General features: G+C 63.6%; 13 protein-coding genes. 11 read left to right on the top strand and 2 right to left on the bottom strand.

All coding sequences use genetic code 11. The annotated features are described in order from the left end of the window. Positions 1–17: 17 nt before the first annotated feature. The 3 genes from tig to clpX all read left to right on the top strand — a co-directional run bounded on the left by tig (position 18) and on the right by clpX (position 3058). The gene (gene tig, locus G584_RS0101080; RefSeq protein ID WP_028492952.1) at positions 18–1232 is read left to right on the top strand and encodes a trigger factor; all 1215 of its coding nucleotides are present in this window, start codon (positions 18–20) and stop codon (positions 1230–1232) included. 61 nt (positions 1233–1293) lie between these two features. Further along, positions 1294–1878: an ATP-dependent Clp endopeptidase proteolytic subunit ClpP gene (clpP, locus tag G584_RS0101075; RefSeq protein ID WP_028492951.1), complete on the top strand. Its 585-nt coding sequence runs from the start codon at positions 1294–1296 to the stop codon at positions 1876–1878. Beyond that, entirely contained in the window at positions 1865–3058 is a 1194-nt protein-coding gene (gene clpX, locus G584_RS0101070; protein ID WP_028492950.1) for an ATP-dependent Clp protease ATP-binding subunit ClpX, read from the top strand. Before clpP ends, clpX begins: the two co-directional genes overlap by 14 nt. Before the next feature lie 4 nt (positions 3059–3062). Here the strand turns inward: clpX and G584_RS0101065 are convergent, their stop codons facing one another. Continuing rightward, a complete protein-coding gene (locus G584_RS0101065) occupies positions 3063–4586 on the bottom strand; it encodes a nicotinate phosphoribosyltransferase (protein ID WP_028492949.1) in 1524 nt (507 codons plus the stop codon). A gap of 42 nt (positions 4587–4628) precedes the next feature. Between G584_RS0101065 and metH the strand changes: the two genes are divergently transcribed. From metH to greA, 4 genes are all read left to right on the top strand, one after another. Then, positions 4629–8177, top strand: coding sequence for a methionine synthase (gene metH / locus G584_RS0101060; RefSeq protein ID WP_028492948.1), 3549 nt, complete (start codon positions 4629–4631; stop codon positions 8175–8177). An 85-nt stretch (positions 8178–8262) separates the two neighbouring features. Continuing rightward, positions 8263–10113, top strand: a complete 1851-nt coding sequence (locus G584_RS0101055; protein ID WP_028492947.1) for a chorismate-binding protein — start codon at positions 8263–8265, stop codon at positions 10111–10113. After that, positions 10110–10922 (top strand): aminotransferase class IV, encoded by an 813-nt coding sequence (locus G584_RS0101050; protein WP_028492946.1) that lies wholly within the window; start codon positions 10110–10112, stop codon positions 10920–10922. Before G584_RS0101055 ends, G584_RS0101050 begins: the two co-directional genes overlap by 4 nt. A gap of 55 nt (positions 10923–10977) precedes the next feature. Continuing rightward, positions 10978–11448 (top strand): transcription elongation factor GreA, encoded by a 471-nt coding sequence (gene greA / locus G584_RS0101045; RefSeq protein WP_015717289.1) that lies wholly within the window; start codon positions 10978–10980, stop codon positions 11446–11448. Here the strand turns inward: greA and recO are convergent. Beyond that, positions 11443–12135, bottom strand: a complete 693-nt coding sequence (recO, locus tag G584_RS0101040; RefSeq protein ID WP_028492945.1) for a DNA repair protein RecO — start codon at positions 12133–12135, stop codon at positions 11443–11445. The two genes, greA and recO, sit on opposite strands and share 6 nt — an antisense overlap. Positions 12136–12157: 22 nt before the next feature. Between recO and G584_RS0101035 the strand changes: the two genes are divergently transcribed. From G584_RS0101035 to G584_RS0101020, 4 genes are all read left to right on the top strand, one after another. Continuing rightward, positions 12158–12388 carry a hypothetical protein gene (locus tag G584_RS0101035; RefSeq protein ID WP_028492944.1) on the top strand — a complete coding sequence of 77 codons (231 nt, stop codon included), beginning with the start codon at positions 12158–12160 and terminating at the stop codon, positions 12386–12388. A gap of 143 nt (positions 12389–12531) precedes the next feature. Continuing rightward, positions 12532–13035: a DsrE family protein gene (locus G584_RS0101030; protein WP_028492943.1), complete on the top strand. Its 504-nt coding sequence runs from the start codon at positions 12532–12534 to the stop codon at positions 13033–13035. A 37-nt stretch (positions 13036–13072) separates the two neighbouring features. Further along, positions 13073–13831 (top strand): TIGR00282 family metallophosphoesterase, encoded by a 759-nt coding sequence (locus G584_RS0101025; RefSeq protein ID WP_028492942.1) that lies wholly within the window; start codon positions 13073–13075, stop codon positions 13829–13831. Further along, complete coding sequence (locus G584_RS0101020; RefSeq protein ID WP_028492941.1) at positions 13828–16413, top strand: phosphoenolpyruvate carboxylase; 2586 nt, start codon at positions 13828–13830, stop codon at positions 16411–16413. Before G584_RS0101025 ends, G584_RS0101020 begins: the two co-directional genes overlap by 4 nt. Positions 16414–16421 lie beyond the last annotated feature (8 nt).

Here is a 16421-nt window from a genome sequence, read left to right as displayed (position 1 = left end):
GAAGCGCGAGGTGAGGCGTGGCGGAAATCCTGGAGCGTTCCGGCTATCTGGTTAAGGTCCGGGTGGAGGTACCTAAGGAGAAGGTGGAGGAGAGGTACCAGGCCCTCCTTAGAGAGGTGGCCAAGCGGGTGAAGATCCCGGGCTTCCGTCCGGGTAAGGCCCCCTTGAAGGTGGTGGAGGCCCGCATCGGACGGGAGGAACTCCTGTCCGACCTCAAGGAGCGCCTGGTGGAGGAAACCTATCCCCTTGCGGTGCGGGAACTGGGCCTCCTGCCTGTGGCGGCGAGGGTGGTGGAGGAGGAGCTGAGCGAGGGGGAGGGTTTTCGCTATGTGGCCGAGGTGGAGAACTACCCTGAGGTGAAGCTTCCCGACTGGCGGAGCTTTGACCTCCAGGTGGAGCCGGAAGGGGTCACCGAAGAGATGGTGGATAAAGCCTTGGAGGAGCTCCGCCATCGCTATGCCGAGCTGGTGCCTGTGGACCGGGAGGCCCAAGAGAAGGACCACGTTTTCGTGCGCACCGAGGAAGGAGCAGAGTTTCCCCTTGACCTTTCCAAGGCTCTTCCCCACGTGCGGGAGGCCCTTTTGGGCAAGCGGGCGGGGGAAGTGGTCATGGTCCCCGTCTTGAACGAGAAGGGGGAGAAGGTGCGGGAGGTGCGCACCGAGATCCTGGAGGTGAAGACCCTCGAGCTTCCCGAGCTGGATGAGGAGTTTGCCAAGACCCTCGAGGCGGAGAGCTTGGAGGAACTGAGGGAGAGGGTGCGCGAAAGCCTCAAGCGCCAGGCCGAGGCCCGGTACCAGGAGGCGCGGGAGCGGGCCTTCCTGGAGAAGCTCGCTGAGGGGTTGGAGGCGGAAATACCCCCTTCCATGCTGGAGGCAGAGGAGCGCCACCTCCTGGAGCACCTGGCGGAGGACCTAGCCCGGCAGGGGATTCCCCTCGAGGCCTACTTCAAGGCCTTGGAGGAGAAGGGAGAGTTTGAGAAGTTCCGGGAGGAGCTAAGGCAGGAGGCCTTGAAGCGGGTTAAGCGCTCCTTGGCCAAGGAGCGCCTGGCGGAGGAGCTCAAGCCCGAGGTGAGCGAGGAGGAGTGGCAGGCCTACCTCCAGGCGGTGGCCCGCTCCTACGGAATCTCCTTGCAGGAGCTTAGGCGGAAGTTTGGGGAGGGGGGCCTTGCCCGTTTGAGGGCAGCCTACACCCAGGACAAGGCCGTCAAGGAGGCCTTGTCCAAGCTCCTGTAGGGGTGCCATGGTGGTCCAGGGGGCTTTTCCCCCTGGGCTTGCCGCTACAATGGGGACTGGTATGGTCATACCCTACGTCATAGAGCAGACCGCCCGGGGCGAGCGGGTTTACGACATTTACTCCCGGCTTCTCAAGGATCGCATCATCTTCCTGGGTACCCCTATAGACTCCCAGGTGGCCAACGTCATCGTGGCCCAGCTCCTTTTCCTGGATGCCCAGAATCCCAATCAGGAGATCCGCCTCTACATCAACTCGCCTGGGGGCGAGGTGGATGCTGGGCTTGCCATCTACGACACCATGCAGTTCGTCAGGGCCCCGGTTTCCACCATCGTCATCGGTATGGCGGCCAGCATGGCCGCGGTGATCCTGGCCGCTGGGGAGAAGGGCCGGCGCTACGCCTTGCCCCACTCCAAGGTGATGATCCACCAGCCCTGGGGCGGGGTGCGGGGCACGGCCAGCGACATCGCCATCCAGGCCCAGGAGATCCTGAAGGCCAAGAAGCTTTTGAACGAAATCCTGGCCAAGCACACTGGCCAGCCCCTGGAGAAGGTGGAGAAGGACACCGACCGGGACTACTACCTTTCCGCCCAGGAGGCCTTGGAGTACGGCTTGATCGACCAGGTGGTGACCCGTGAGGAAGCCTAGACCTTACTGCAGCTTTTGCGGCCTGCGTCCTCCGGAAACGGGGCGGCTTTTGGAAAGCCCCATCGCCGAGGTCTACATTTGCGAGGACTGCGTGGAGCGGGCCCAGGAGCTTTTGCGGCAGGAGAAGCGGGGACCCAAGAGGCCAACACGTCTTCCCAAGCCCCAGGAGATCAAGGCTCACCTGGACCAATACGTGGTGGGGCAGGAGGCGGCCAAGAGGGCCTTAAGCGTGGCGGTTTACAACCACTACAAGCGTCTCCTCCATCCGGAGGCGGAGATCGGTAAGTCCAATATTCTCCTCATCGGCCCCACGGGTACGGGTAAGACCCTCCTGGCGGAAACCCTGGCTCGTTTCCTGGATGTCCCCTTTGCCATCGCCGACGCCACCACCCTGACCGAGGCGGGATATGTGGGGGAGGACGTGGAAAACGTCATCCTCCGCCTTCTCCAGAACGCCGACTTTGATGTGGAGCGGGCGGAGATGGGCATCGTCTACATCGACGAGATCGACAAGATTGCCCGCAAGTCGGAAAACCCCTCCTTGACCCGGGATGTTTCCGGGGAAGGAGTACAGCAGGCTCTTTTGAAGATCATTGAAGGTACCATTGCCAACGTGCCTCCCCAAGGTGGGCGCAAACACCCGCACCAGGAGTTTATTCCCGTGAACACCAAGAACATCCTCTTCATCCTGGGGGGGGCCTTTGAGGGGCTGGAGAACATCGTCAAGGCCCGTACCGAGCGCACCACCATTGGCTTTACTCGTACCAAGGCCAAGGATGAACCCCTCGAGGTGATTCCCGAGGATCTGGTGAAGTTCGGCATGATCCCGGAGTTCGTGGGGCGGGCCCCCCTTATCGTTCAGCTTCATCCCCTTACGGAAGACGACCTGGTGCGCATTCTCACCGAGCCGAAGAACGCCTTGGTGAAGCAGTACCAGGAACTCATGCGCATGGAGGGGATCGAGCTTCGCTTTACTCAGGCGGCCCTGAAGGAGATCGCCCGCCGGGCCCTAAAGCGGGGTACAGGGGCCCGGGGCCTTAGGGCCATCTTGGAGAAGACCATGGTAGACCTCATGTTTGAGGCCCCGGGAAGCGGGATTCGCGAGCTGGTGATCGACCTGCCCCACCTGGATCAGCCCCTGAAGGCCCTCGAGGAGGCCAAACTCCGCCAGGCCTCCTAGGGGGCTACCCCTGGCCTAGACGGGCCACCAGCTCCTCCTTCAAGGCGAAAAGCCTCTCGCTGAGGGAGACATGGTAGACGTGGGGGTTTACCAGCCGGCGCACCCCGGGGTCTAGGCGTTCCACGTCCCTTCGCCGCCTTTCCTGTAGCACTTCCAGGGGTAGCGGTGGAAAGAGGCGCTTTCCTTGGTAGACCTTCTCCAGCAGGGGCTCGAGGGTGAACTCCCCGGGGCGAAGGGTGCGGCGCTTGGTGGGGTCCGTGGGGTGGCGTAGGCAAAGGGCCTGGTTCTCCCGTACCTCCTCATCGTGGGTGGTCAAAAGATCGGCGGTGGCCAGGCCCCGGTGATCGTATACCCGGTAGACCTTCTTGTGCCCGGGGTTCAGGACCTTTTCCAGGGAATCGGAGATCTTTATGGCTGGAACCCAGGTGCCGTTTTCCCGGATGGCCACCAGTTTGTAGACTCCTCCCAGGGCCGGATAGCCCCAGGAAACCACCATCCGGGTCCCTACCCCGTAGACCAGGCGCTTGAGGAGGTGATCCGGGTCCACCCCGTAGCGGGGGGCTTCCTCTTGGATCTGGCTCTTGATCTGCCAGATGACGAGCTCGTCCAGGTCCCCTGAAAGGACGATGAGGGTGTCGGGGAAGCCTGCCTTGTTCAGCTCCTTGGCCACTTGTATGGCCAGATAGGCCAGGTCTCCGGAGTCTATGCGCACCCCCACCGGCTTGTGTCCCTTGCGCCGCAACCGCTCAAAGACCCGGATGGCGTTAGGAAGACCCGAATGCAAGGTGTCTACGGTGTCCAACAGGAGGATGGTGTCGTCGGGGAAGACCTCGGCGAAGGCTTGGAAGGCTTCCTCCTCGGAGTGGCCCAGGGCCAAAAAGGCCTGGACCATGCTGTGGGCATGGGTACCCGAGGAGGGGAGCCCAAGGAGGTGGGAAAGGCTCACGGCGCTGGACCGGTTGGCCCCCCCGATGAGGCTCGCCCGGGTGGCGGCCTCCCCTCCCTTGGCGGGAGCGCGGCGGAGGCCGAATTCCAGCACCAGAGCCTCCCCCGCGGCTTCCCGCACCCGGCTCGCCTTGGTGGCGATAAGGGTTTCGTAATTGATGCGGTTTAACAGGGCGGTTTCCAGGAGCTGGGCTTGCAAGAGGGGGCCTTCCACGCTGATGAGGGGCACCTGGGGGTGGGCTACCCGGCCCTCGGGAAGGGCCCTAAGGGTCAGGCCCTGGAAGCCCCCTATCCCCTTTAGGTAGCGCAGGTAGTCTTCTGCGAAGAGGGGTTTCCCGCTACGGCTTTTCAAGGCGCTCAGAGCGGCGAGCTCCTCTTCGCCGAAGTGGGCTTCCTCCATCCAGGTCAGGAGGGGATCTAGCCCGGCGAAGATGGTGTAACCTGCCTGGTGGGCTCCGTAGTCAGGGTTCTTACGATAGAAGGCTTCGAAGAGGGCCTCCTTCTCGTGAAGCCCAAGCCTAAAGTAAACCTGGCCCATGGTGAGCTGGTAAAGGTCCGTGTAGAGGATGCCAAAGGGGTCCATGAGCCTAGCATAGCCCGCCTTTTTTCGCTACACTAGCGGGATATGGTGGAGGTCCACACCTGTAGCCCTGGTTGCCGCCACCACCTTGGAGGGGCGGGGTTTGGGGATGCCCCCTTGGTGCGGTTGGGTTACAACAAGGAGGCCCGGGCAGAGAAGTTCCCTTACCTTAAGGCCCTCTTGCAGAGACCCCTCGTCTTTGACGGGGCCATGGGTACCGAGCTGCAAAAGCGCCACCTCACCCCGGAGGACTACGGGGGAGAGGCCTACTACGGCTGCCCTGAGGTGCTGAACCTAACCCGACCCGAGGTCGTCCAGGAGATTCACCGGGCTTACCTCGAGGCCGGGGCGGAGGTGATCGAGACCAATACCTTCGGTGCCCTGCGCCATGTGCTGGCCGAGTATGGTTTGGGCGAGAAGGCGGAGGAGCTAGCCTATCTGGGAGCCAGGATCGCCAAGGAGGTAGCCGAGCCCTACGGGGCCTTTGTGGCGGGGGCCTTGGGACCGGGCACCAAGCTCATCTCCCTGGGCCAGATCTCCTGGGATGCGCTCTTTGCCGCCTATAAGGAGGCGGTGCGGGGGCTTCTTAGGGGCGGGGTGGACCTGATCCTTCTGGAAACCGCCCAGGACATCCTGCAGGTGCGCTGTGCGGTCCTGGCGGCCCGGGAGGCCATGGCCGAGGTGGGCAGGGAAGTACCCTTGCAGGTACAGGTGACCATGGAGGCCACGGGCACCATGCTGGTGGGTACGGACGAGCAGGCGGCCCTGGCGGTCTTGGAGAGCCTGCCCATCGATGTGGTGGGCATGAACTGCGCCACGGGCCCCGACCTTATGGACGCCAAGATCCGCTACTTCGCCGAGAACGCCACCCGCTTCGTGAGCTGCCTGCCCAACGCCGGCCTGCCCCGGAACGAGGGGGGGAAGGTGGTCTACGACCTCACCCCGGAGGAGCTGGCCAAGTGGCACCTCAAGTTCGTGACCGAGTACGGGGTGAACGCCGTGGGGGGGTGTTGCGGCACGGGGCCGGAGCACATCCGCAAGGTGGCGGAAGTGGTGAAGGGAAAACCTGCTCCCAAGCGAAAGGAAACCTTCCCCCCCCAGGTGGCCTCCCTCTATCAGGCGGTTCCTCTCCGCCAGGAAGCAAGCGTTTTCCTGGTGGGGGAGCGCTTGAACGCCACGGGGAGCAAACGGTTTCGGGAGATGCTCTTTGCCCGGGACCTCGAGGGCATCCTGGCCCTGGCCCGGGAACAAGTGGAGGAGGGGGCCCACGCCTTGGACCTCTCCGTGGCCTGGACGGGAAGGGATGAGCTTCAGGATCTCGCCTGGCTCCTTCCTCACTTGGCCACCGCGGTCACCGTGCCCTTCATGGTGGACTCCACCTCCCCTTTGGCCATGGAGTTTGCCCTTAAACACCTTCCAGGCCGGGTCCTTTTGAACTCCGCTAACCTCGAGGACGGCCTGGAGAAGTTTGACCGGGTGGCCTCCCTGGCCAAGGCCCACGGGGCGGCCTTGGTGGTCCTCACCATCGACGAAAAGGGCATGGCCAAAACCCAAGAGGAGAAGGTGCGGGTGGCCTTGCGCATGTACGAGCGCCTCACCGAGCACCACGGTTTCCGCCCGGAGGACCTCCTCTTTGACCTCCTCACCTTCCCCATCACGCAAGGGGACGAGGAAAGCCGCCCTTTGGCCAGGGAAACCCTTTTGGCCATGGAGGAGCTAAGGGAGAGGCTTCCCGGGGTGGGGTTCATCCTGGGGGTGTCCAACGTGTCCTTCGGCCTGAAGCCCCGGGCCAGGCGGGTTCTCAACTCGGTCTTCCTGGACGAAGCCCGTAAGAAGGGTCTCACCGCCGCCATTGTGGATGCGGGCAAGATCCTTCCCATAAGCCAGATTCCCGAGGAGGCCTATGCCCTGGCCCTGGACCTGATCTATGACCGGAGGCGGGAGGGATTTGACCCCCTCTTGGCCTTCATGGGCTACTTTGAAACCCACCGGGAGGACCCGGCCCTCAAGGAGGATGCCTTCCAGGCCCTGCCCGTTCTGGAGAGGCTGAAGCGCCGGGTGGTGGAGGGAAGGAAAGGGGGCCTCGAGGCGGATCTGGACGAGGCCTTGCGGGAAGGCCATAAACCCCTGGACCTCATCAACGGCCCTCTTCTTTCGGGCATGAAGGAGGTGGGGGAGCTTTTCGGGGCAGGGAAGATGCAGCTTCCCTTTGTCCTCCAGGCTGCTGAGGTGATGAAGCGGGCGGTGGCCTACCTCGAGCCCTACATGGAGCGGCGGGGCGAGGGCCGGGGCAAGATGGTCTTGGCCACGGTGAAGGGGGATGTGCACGATATCGGCAAGAATCTGGTGGATATCATCCTCACCAACAACGGCTACCAGGTGATCAACTTGGGCATCAAGGTGCCCATCGAGGAGATCCTGAAGGCGGTGGAGGAGCACAAGCCCCATGCGGTGGGTATGTCCGGCCTCCTGGTTAAGAGCACCGTGGTCATGAAGGAGAACCTGGAGTACATGCGGGATAGGGGGTATACCCTGCCGGTGATCCTGGGGGGGGCGGCCCTCACCCGCTCCTATGTGGAGGAGCTTAAGGCCATCTACCCCAACGTCTACTACGCGGAGGATGCCTTCGAAGGCCTTAGGCTCATGGAAGCCCTCACCAGCGGGGAGGCCACCTTGGTAAGGAAGGAGGCCCAAAAGCCCAGGGTGGAGGCTCCCAAGGCGGTACCCAAGGCTAAGCCTGTGGGGGAGGCTCCTTCCGTTCCCCGCCCCCCCTTCTTCGGGGTGCGGGTGGAGGAGAACCTGGATCTGGCCACCATCGCCCACTATGTGAACAAGCTGGCCCTTTTCCGCGGCCAGTGGGGGTATAGCCGCAGGGGCCTCACCCGGGAAGAGTGGCAGGCTTTGGTGGAGCGGGAAGCGGAGCCGGTTTTCCGGAGGCTTCTTAGGGAGGCCATGGAAGAGGGGTGGCTCAGGCCCAAGGTCCTCTACGGCTTCTTTCCCGTGGCCCGGGAAGGGGAGGAGCTTTTGGTGTTCTCCCCCGAGACCGGGGAGGTTTTGGAACGCTTTGCCTTCCCCCGGCAGAAGGGCGGGGGCCTCAGCCTGGTGGACTACTTCCGTACCCGCTTCGCTCCTCCTTTGGCGGATGAAGAAAAGTGGCTTCCCGCTTATGAAGCTGGGGCCAGGGATGTCCTGGGGGTGCAGCTCGTAACCATGGGGGAGGAGCCTTCCAGGAAGGCCAAGGCGCTTTTTGAGGCTGGGGCCTACCAGGATTACCTTTTTGTGCATGGTTTCAGCGTGGAGATGACCGAGGCCTTGGCGGAGTACTGGCACAAAAGGATGCGCCAGATGTGGGGCATCGCCGGGAAGGACGCCACGGAGATCCGCAAGCTCTTCCAGCAGGGCTACCAGGGAGCCCGCTACTCCTTTGGTTATCCCGCCTGCCCGGACTTAGCGGACCAGGCTAAGCTGGACCGGCTCATGGACTTCAGCAGGGTTGGGGTGCGCCTCACGGAGAACTTCCAGCTGGATCCCGAGCACGCCACCAGCGCCATCGTGGTCCACCACCCGGAGGCGCGGTATTTCAACGTGGATTAAAGGGGAGCCTGCTCCCGGCCTTGAGGTAGGCCTCCCTGGGGAAGCGGAATCTGGCCATCCCCCCAAGCCCGGTATACTTGGCCCCGTGCTGGGCCTTTACCACGCCGCCAGGAGCCTGGGCCTACGGCCAGCCCTGCTGGAGTCCTTGGGGATAAGGGCGCCCTTTTCCCGGCTTTCCCTTTTGGGCTTAAGGCCAGCGCACCGCCTCGAGGTGTGGGAGGGCTGGCTTTACCTGGATGGGAGGCGGGTGGGAGAGGCCCTGGACATCTTCGCCTACCTGGAGAAAGGCCTGGGGAGGGGGTATTTTCCTGCCTGGATAGGGTTTTTCGCCTACGAGTTTGCCCGGCACCTGGGCCTCTCCACCCACAAGCCCCTTCCTGGCCTTCCCGAGGCCGCTTTTTTCTACTACCCCGAGGGATTCGCCCTCCTCGAGGGGCGGCTTCTGGAAACCCCTTCCTTCCCCTTGAGGCCCCTTCCCTACAACCCCCCTCCCTTGCCCCACCACCCTTTGGCGTCCGACTTCCCTAGGGAGGCTTTCCTAGAGGGGGTTTTTTCAGTCCAGGAGAGGATCCGGGCCGGGGTGGTCTACCAGGTGAACCTCTCCCATCGTTTCCGGCTCCTCGGGAGTGTGGATCCCCTCCTCCTCTACGCCCGTCTCCGCTCCTTGAACCCTTCCCCCTTTATGGGGCTTGTGGAGGGGGAGGGTTGGGCGGTGGTCTCGGGTAGCCCGGAGAGGCTTTTTAAGAAGGTGGGTAGCCGGGTCCTGGCCCGGCCCATTGCGGGAACCCGGCCCCGGGGGAAGACGGAGGCGGAGGACCTGGCTTTGGAAAAGGACCTCCTTGCCTCCCCCAAGGAGCGGGCCGAGCACGCCATGCTGGTGGATCTTCTCCGCAACGACCTGGCCAGGGTGGCCCTGCCGGGCACGGTGAGGGTGCAGGAGCTTTTCACCGTGGAGCGTTACGCCCACGTGATGCACTTGGTTTCCCAGGTGGAAGGCTACACCCGGGCCTCCCTGGGCCAGGTCTTCGCCAGCCTATTCCCGGGAGGCACCGTCACCGGGGCCCCCAAGGGAACGGTGATGGAGGCCATTCGGGAGCTGGAGCCTGTGCCAAGGGGGGCTTACACGGGAAGCCTGGGGTACGTGTCGGGCCGAGGGGTGGATTTCAACATCCTCATCCGCTCCTTCCAGGGGGTGGGGGAGGAGGTGTATTTCTCTGCGGGGGCAGGCATCGTCATCGCCTCGGAAGCGGAAGCGGAGTACCAGGAAACCCTCTACAAGGCGGAAAGCCTCCTTCTGGCCCTGAACCGGGGCCGGCCTGGGGTCAAGCCCCTGCCTCCCAAGCCCATGGCTTCCTGGGTCCCGCCACCTCCTCCAAGGAGGGTAGGGGCCCGGGTGCTTTTCCTGGAAAACCGCGACTCCTTTAGTTACAACCTGGTGGACTACCTCCGGGCCCTGGGGGCGGAGGTGGTCGTGGTGGACCAGGAGGAGCCTCCGAACCTCCGGGGATTCAGCCACCTGGTGGTGGGGCCAGGGCCCAAGGACCCCTTTACGGCGGGAAGGGTCTTGGAGTGGACCCGAAGGGCCCTGGAGGAGGGCGTTCCCTTCCTCGGGGTTTGCCTGGGCCACCAGGCCCTGGGGGTGGCCCTGGGGGCTGAACTCTACCGGGAAGCCCCCGTGCACGGGGAGGCCCATGCCATCCACCACCGGGGAGAAGGCCTCTTTCGGGGCCTGCCCAACCCCCTTCCCTTTGCCCGCTACCACTCCTTGGCCATACGGAACCTTCCCAGAGGGGTGCGCCTCCTGGCCTGGACGGGGGATGGGGTGCCCATGGCCATCTGGGATGGCAGGCGGGCCTACGGCGTGCAGTTCCATCCGGAGAGTATCCTTTCCCCATGGGGGATGGAGCTTCTGGCCCGGTTCTTGGAGGAAGCATGAGGCAGGTGCTCCTGAAGGGGGAGCCCTTCCGCGAACCCTTGCCCGAGGGCTTTTTGTACCACGGGATGAGCGTCTTCACCACCTTGCGGGTGGAAAGGGGCCGACCCCTTTGGCTGGAAGAGCATCTTTTTCGCCTGCGCCGGCATGCTTTGGCCTTGGGGCTTCCCTACCCAGGGAATGAAGTGTTTTTAAAGGACCTCGAGGCCCTGGCCAAGGAGTTCGCCCATCTTCCCTGTTTCCGCCTCCGCTTCACCGTGGGGGAGGGGGTGTGGCTTTCCGAGGCCCGTCCCTACTCCCCACCGCCTTTGGCCGCTTACGAGGAGGGGGTTCGGGTTCTCCTCACCCCTTACCGGGTGCATCCGGACCTTTGCCGCTTCAAGACCGGAAACTACCTGCCCTACCGCCTGGCCCAGAAGGAGGCGGAAGGGCAGGGAGCCTTCGAAGGGCTTTTGCAGGACAGCGAGGGGTACGTGGTGGATGGAAGCCGCACCAGCCCCCTTCTTTACCGGGAGGGAGCGCTCTTCCTCCTGGAGGGGGGCCTCGAGGGCATCACCCGGGAAAAGGTGGTCCAAGCAGCCCGGGAGCTGGGCCTTCGGGTGGAGCGGGTCCGGCTTTACCCCTGGGAGCTTCCCCTGGCCGCGTCCTCTCCTCTTCCCCCCCACCAGGCCCTTCGCCGCTGGGGAGGGGAGGGAGTGAAGGGGGTGTTGCTCCTGGCGGGAAGCGGGGTAGGGCTTTTGCCCGTGGGGCCGGCTCCCAAGGAGCTCCTTCCCCTGGTGGAGCGCTTCCTTCCCGCCTGCTATACTGAATAGCGGTACCTCCAGCCCATGGCCATGGGCTGGTGCCCTTTTTACACGGAGGGAAGGGATGAAGAAGCCGGTTTACCTCACCCCAGAAGGCTTTAGGCGCCTTCAGGAGGAGCTGCATCACCTGAAGACCACCAAGCGGCAGGAGATTTCCGCCGACTTTGAACAGGCTTTGGAGGAAGGGGATTTGAGGGAGAACGCTGGTTACGACGAGGCGCGCCGGGCCATGTGGCAGAACGAGGCCCGCATCGCCCAGCTGGAAGACCTCTTGGCCCGGGCGGTGGTGGTGGAGGGAAATGGCTCCTACGACCAGGTGGCCTTGGGCTGCCAGGTGGAGCTGGAAACCGAATCCGGGGAAAGGCTTTCGTTGGCCATCGTGGGTAGCCACGAGGCGGATATCTTCAGCGGCAAAATCTCGGACGAGTCCCCCCTTGGCCAAGCGCTTTTGGGTAAGAAGGTGGGGGACGTGGTGGAGATAAGGGGCAAGAAGGGAGCCCAGGTTTACACCATCCTGGAGATCAAGCCCCTATAGTTCGGCGGTAAGCGCAGGTGTGGCCTTGAGGGGGCCTAGGGCCTCTTCCGCATGGTGTTTCAAGGCGAGGAATAACCTTTCCAGGGGAGCTTCTTCCAGGTAGGGAAGGGCCTCGCTACCCGGAAGATGGAGGATGGCCCTGAGGGCCTCCACGCCCTTTTCCCCCAAGTAGATGCCCTCCTCCCCGTACGGGCCGGATCCGTGAACGAGGCGGCCTGCTTTCAGGTATAGGCCAGGCCCCAGGAGGTTTGGGCTCAGGCCCCCCGCCTTCACCACTCGCCATCCCGCCCATACCAGGGGCAGAAGGGGCCTAGGATGCTTGGCGATGCCCCTTAGGCCGGAGATGAAAACCGGGTAGATCCTGGGGGCGGCTTCCGGGGAAGCCAGGCGGTAGGAGAGCTCCGCCAGAAAAGAGGCCAGCAGGAAGCGCCTGGGTTCCTCCAGGCCGTGTAGCCTCCCAAGAAGCTCCACCTGGGTGAGAGTGGGAAGGCTCTCCTCCTTGGTGTAAAGCTGGAAGCGCACGTGGTGGAACAGGGAGAGCCTGCCCGAGCGTCCCGAGGGGCGCATCCCCTTGCGGGCTACGGCCTCGAGGCTTCCTTTGGGAGTGAGGAACCGTAGAAGGAGGTCCCCTTGAAGCAGGGCTTTCCGGCCCACCACAATGCCTTCCTCCACTCGGTACCGTTCCACCTTTCCAGTGTATGCTTAAGGCATGGAACGGAGCTTGCGCGACATTCTGGAATGGGTGGTTTTGGGCCTCTTGGTGGTGGTGGGGGTGCTTTTGGCCCTCTGGGTGGGGGGATGGGTCTTCACCTTCTTAGGCCGGGTGCTTCTGGCCCTTTCCGGCCTTATCTGGGAACTTTTGAAGCTTGCCATCCCCTTGCTGATCCTAGCGGCCATTGGCTACGGGGTGGTTTACCTTTTGCAGAAGCGTACCGCATAGGAGGGTTTGGGAAAGACATGCGGCAATCCGGAATAAGGGCCCAGCCCTTGTTCTAGGGGCTGGGCTTATCCTTAAGGTGTTTCCTACCCTTGACACAGGAGGTGTGGGGGGTGTACGCTTCCGCCCAATCGGAAGGGGGGAGCATGAACCGTAGGTTTTTGCTGAGGCTAGGGGCTCTTTTGGGAGCGGGTTCCCTGCTGGGGGCGCGCGCCAACGAGCGAGTGGCCTACAAGGACTTCAAGAAGGAAACCCCGGTGGCGGTGGTTTACCACCTGGACTTCGGGGATCCCAACCGCTTTGGACAGATGCTGACCAACATCAGCAACCACTTGTCCGTTTACGATAACGATCCCTTCAAGATCAAGATCGTGGTGGTGGCCCATGGAGCCGGGGTGCAGTTTTTCCTCAAGGATCTAGAGGGTACGCCGTGGGCTTCGGCCCAGTACGATCGAGAGGCCTTGTTCAGTCGGGTGAAGCAGCTGGCCCAGATGGGAGTGGAGTACTATCTCTGCGAGATCACCTTTAGCCGCAACAACATCCCCAAGGACAAACTTCGTCCGGATGAGTTCCTTAAGTGGGTGCCTTCCGGGGTGGGGGCTTTAGGAGAACTTCAGGCCAAGGGGTACGCGTACATCAAGGTAGGCTGAACCTGAAAGGACCCGCATGGGTGCGTATAATGCCCCCATGCGGGTTCTCTTCATCGGCGACGTGATGGCCGAGCCCGGCCTAAGGGCGGTGAGCCTACATCTACCGGACATCCGGGACCAGTACGACCTGGTTATAGCCAACGGGGAGAACGCCGCCAAGGGTAAGGGACTGGACCGGCGTTCCTACCGCATTCTGCGCGAGGCGGGGGTGGACCTGGTTTCCCTCGGAAACCACGCTTGGGATCACAAGGAGGTCTACGAGCTTTTGGAAAAGGAACCGGTGGTTCGGGCCCTTAACTATCCTCCTGGCACCCCAGGGCGGGGGTGGTGGCGGCTTAGCGCAGGTGGGGAGAGCCTTCTCTTCGTGCAGGTGATGGGCCGGATCTTCATGGATCCCCTGGACGATCCCTTCCGCGCCCTGGATGCCCTTTTAGCCCAGGAGAAGGCGGATTACATTCTGGTGGAGGTGCATGCCGAGGCCACCAGCGAGAAGATGGCCCTGGCTCACTACCTGGATGGGCGGGTCACGGCCGTGCTGGGCACCCACACCCATGTGCCCACCCTGGATGCCATGCGCTTGCCGAAGGGCACCCTGTACCAGACCGATGTGGGCATGACCGGTACCTACGAGTCCATCATCGGTGGGGAGGTGGAGACTTTTCTCGCCCGCTTCCTCACCGGTAGGCCACAGCCTTTTCGGGCTGCCCAGGGGAGGGCTCGTTTCCACGCCACCGAGCTGGTTTTGGAGGGTGGCAAAGGGGTTTCCATAGGCCCTTACGTGTGGGAGGAGCCGTGAAGCCTGCGAGGGAGGATACCTTTGACCTTTTGCGGGCAGAGGTGGACCTTTTAGGCCGCCTTCTGGGGGAAGCCATCCGGGCGGTTTCGGGGGAGCGGTTTTTCGCCTTGGTGGAGGAGGTGCGCCTCCTATCCAAGGCCCGACGACAGGGGGACGAAGGAGCGAGGACCGCCCTTTTGAAGCGGATGGAGGGGCTTTCCCTCGAGGAGGCCGAGGCCTTGGTGCGGGCCTTTACCCATTACTTCCACCTGGTGAACCTGGCGGAGGAAAGGCACCGGGTGCGGGTGAACCGCCTTAGGGCCCAGGCGGAAACCCTGGAAAACCCGAGGCCCGAGGGCTTCTTGGCCCTGGCCAAGGCTTTGAAGGAAAGGGGGCTCTCCCTGGAGGAAGTGGAAGCCCATCTGAACCGCCTGGAGCTATGGCTCACCTTTACTGCCCATCCCACCGAAACCCGCAGGCGGACCCTAAGGCACCATCTGGAAAAACTACAAGAAGAGCTGGAGGCCCAAGACCGTTCCCGCTTGGCGGCCAGGGTGGCCCTGCTCTACGCCACCGAGGAGGTGCGCAAGGCCAGGCCCACGGTGGAGGACGAGATCAAGGGAGGGCTTTACTACCTGCCCACCACCCTCTGGCGGGCGGTGCCCCAGGTGGTGGAGGGCCTCGAGGCCGCCTTGGAGAAGGTGTATGGCAAACGTCCCCGTCTGAAGAGCCCGGTACGCTTCAGGAGCTGGATCGGGGGGGACCGGGATGGCAACCCTTTCGTCACCCCTGAGGTAACCGCCTTTGCTGCGCGGTATGCCCGCCAGGTGGCCCGGGAGCGGTTCTTGCTGGAGCTGGAAAACCTGGTGCGGGACCTTTCCCTTTCCGAGACCAGGATTCCCGTGCCCAGGGGGGTGCGGGAGGGAGGAGAGGGGACGGAGCGCTTCCCCGGGGAGCCCTACCGGCGGTTCTTCGCCAGGCTTTATACCCGCCTGGAGAAGGGTGAGGTGAGCACGGAGGAGCTTTTGCGAGCCCTGAGGGTGGCGGAGGAGGGCCTGGTTTCCGTGGGCCTGGAACAGGTGGCAGCCTCCTTCCTCCGTCCCCTCGAGGCCCGCCTTTTCGCCTTCGGCTTGGAGCTTGCGCCCTTGGACCTGAGGGAGGAGTCCGGGAAACTCCTGGAGGCAGCGGCGGAACTCCTCAGGGTTGGGGGGGTCCACCCCGATTTCCTTTCCTTGCCCCCCGAGGCTCAGGAGGCCCTCCTCACCGAGGAGCTGAGGAGCGCCCGTCCCCTCCTGCCCGTGGGCCATGAGCCCCAGGGAGAGGCCCTGCGGGTGGCGTTAGGGGCCCTGCGGGCCTGGCAGGACAAGGGAGCCCATGTGGTGTCCATGACCCACCATCCTGCTGACATCCTGGTGGTGTTTCTCTTGGCGCGGGAGGTGGGGCTTTACCGGCCGGGGGCAGCTCTACCCTTTGACGTGGTGCCCCTATTCGAGACCCTTGAAGACCTCCGCCGGGCTCCGGAAGTGCTGGCCCGTCTCCTGCAAAACCCCGTCTTTCTGGTCCATGCCCGGGGCCGGGGCGGAGTGGAGGTGATGATCGGCTACTCCGACTCCAACAAGGATGCCGGCTTTCTGGCTGCCAACCTGGCCCTTTACGAGGCCCAGGAGGCTCTGGCCAAGGTGGGGGAGGGGTTTGGTCTACCGGTCTACTTCTTTCACGGCCGGGGCACCTCCACCGCCCGGGGCGGGGGGCCTGCGGGCCGGGCCATTGCCAGCCTGCCTCCCAGGAGCGTGGGGCACCGCATCCGCCTCACGGAGCAAGGGGAGGCTCTGGCGGACCGCTACAGCCATCCTGAGCTGGCTGTGCGCCACCTGGAGCAACTCCTCTTTCACTTCGCCCAGGCGGCCTTGGGCGAGGGGGTGGAGCCTAGACCTGAGTGGCGCGAGGCCCTATGGCAGGCGGGGGAGGAAAGCATGCGCCGCTACCGGGCCCTCTTGGCCCAGGAGGGCTTCTTCCCCTTTTTCGAGGCCTTCACCCCCATTCGGGAGATTGGGGAACTCCCCATCGCCAGCCGTCCTGTGTACCGCCACGGCCGGGTGCGGGAGATCCGCGACCTCAGGGCCATCCCCTGGGTGATGGCCTGGACCCAGGTGCGCTTGCTTTTGCCCGGTTGGTACGGGCTTACGGCCTTGGAGGCCTTGCCCCTGGACCTTCTCAGGCGGATGTACCGAGAGTGGCCTTTTTTCGCCTCCACCTTAGAGAGCGCTGCCATGGCCTTGGCCAAGGCGGACCTTGGGGTAGCGGCCCTGTACCTGCGCTTGGTGCCGGAAAAACTACACCCCCTCTTCCACAGCATCGCCCAGGAGTATCAGAAGACCGTGTCCCTCCTGGAGGGTATCTTTCAGGCTCCCCTCCTCCACAATCAAAGGACCCTGGAAAGACAGATCGCCTTGCGCAATCCCTACGTGGACCCCATCAACTTCGTGCAGGTGGAGCTCCTCCGCCGCTACCGCAGCCCCGGGGGACGGGGGGATGAAGCCTTGAAAAAAGCCCTTCTCCTCTCCATCCTGGGGGTGGCGGCAGGCCTTAGGAACGCGGGGTAAGATAGAAG

This window comes from Thermus antranikianii DSM 12462, assembly GCF_000423905.1.
Classification (GTDB): domain Bacteria; phylum Deinococcota; class Deinococci; order Deinococcales; family Thermaceae; genus Thermus; species Thermus antranikianii.
This window is presented reverse-complemented; position numbering and strand designations above follow the sequence as displayed.

Coding starts and splice junctions, on each gene's coding strand:
- clpP (WP_028492951.1), top strand. CDS start 1,294: ATGGTCATACCCTACGTCATAGAGCAGACCGCCCGGGGCGAGCGGGTT.
- G584_RS0101065 (WP_028492949.1), bottom strand. CDS start 4,586: ATGGACCCCTTTGGCATCCTCTACACGGACCTTTACCAGCTCACCATG.
- metH (WP_028492948.1), top strand. CDS start 4,629: ATGGTGGAGGTCCACACCTGTAGCCCTGGTTGCCGCCACCACCTTGGA.
- G584_RS0101050 (WP_028492946.1), top strand. CDS start 10,110: ATGAGGCAGGTGCTCCTGAAGGGGGAGCCCTTCCGCGAACCCTTGCCC.
- greA (WP_015717289.1), top strand. CDS start 10,978: ATGAAGAAGCCGGTTTACCTCACCCCAGAAGGCTTTAGGCGCCTTCAG.
- G584_RS0101035 (WP_028492944.1), top strand. CDS start 12,158: ATGGAACGGAGCTTGCGCGACATTCTGGAATGGGTGGTTTTGGGCCTC.
- G584_RS0101030 (WP_028492943.1), top strand. CDS start 12,532: ATGAACCGTAGGTTTTTGCTGAGGCTAGGGGCTCTTTTGGGAGCGGGT.
- G584_RS0101025 (WP_028492942.1), top strand. CDS start 13,073: ATGCGGGTTCTCTTCATCGGCGACGTGATGGCCGAGCCCGGCCTAAGG.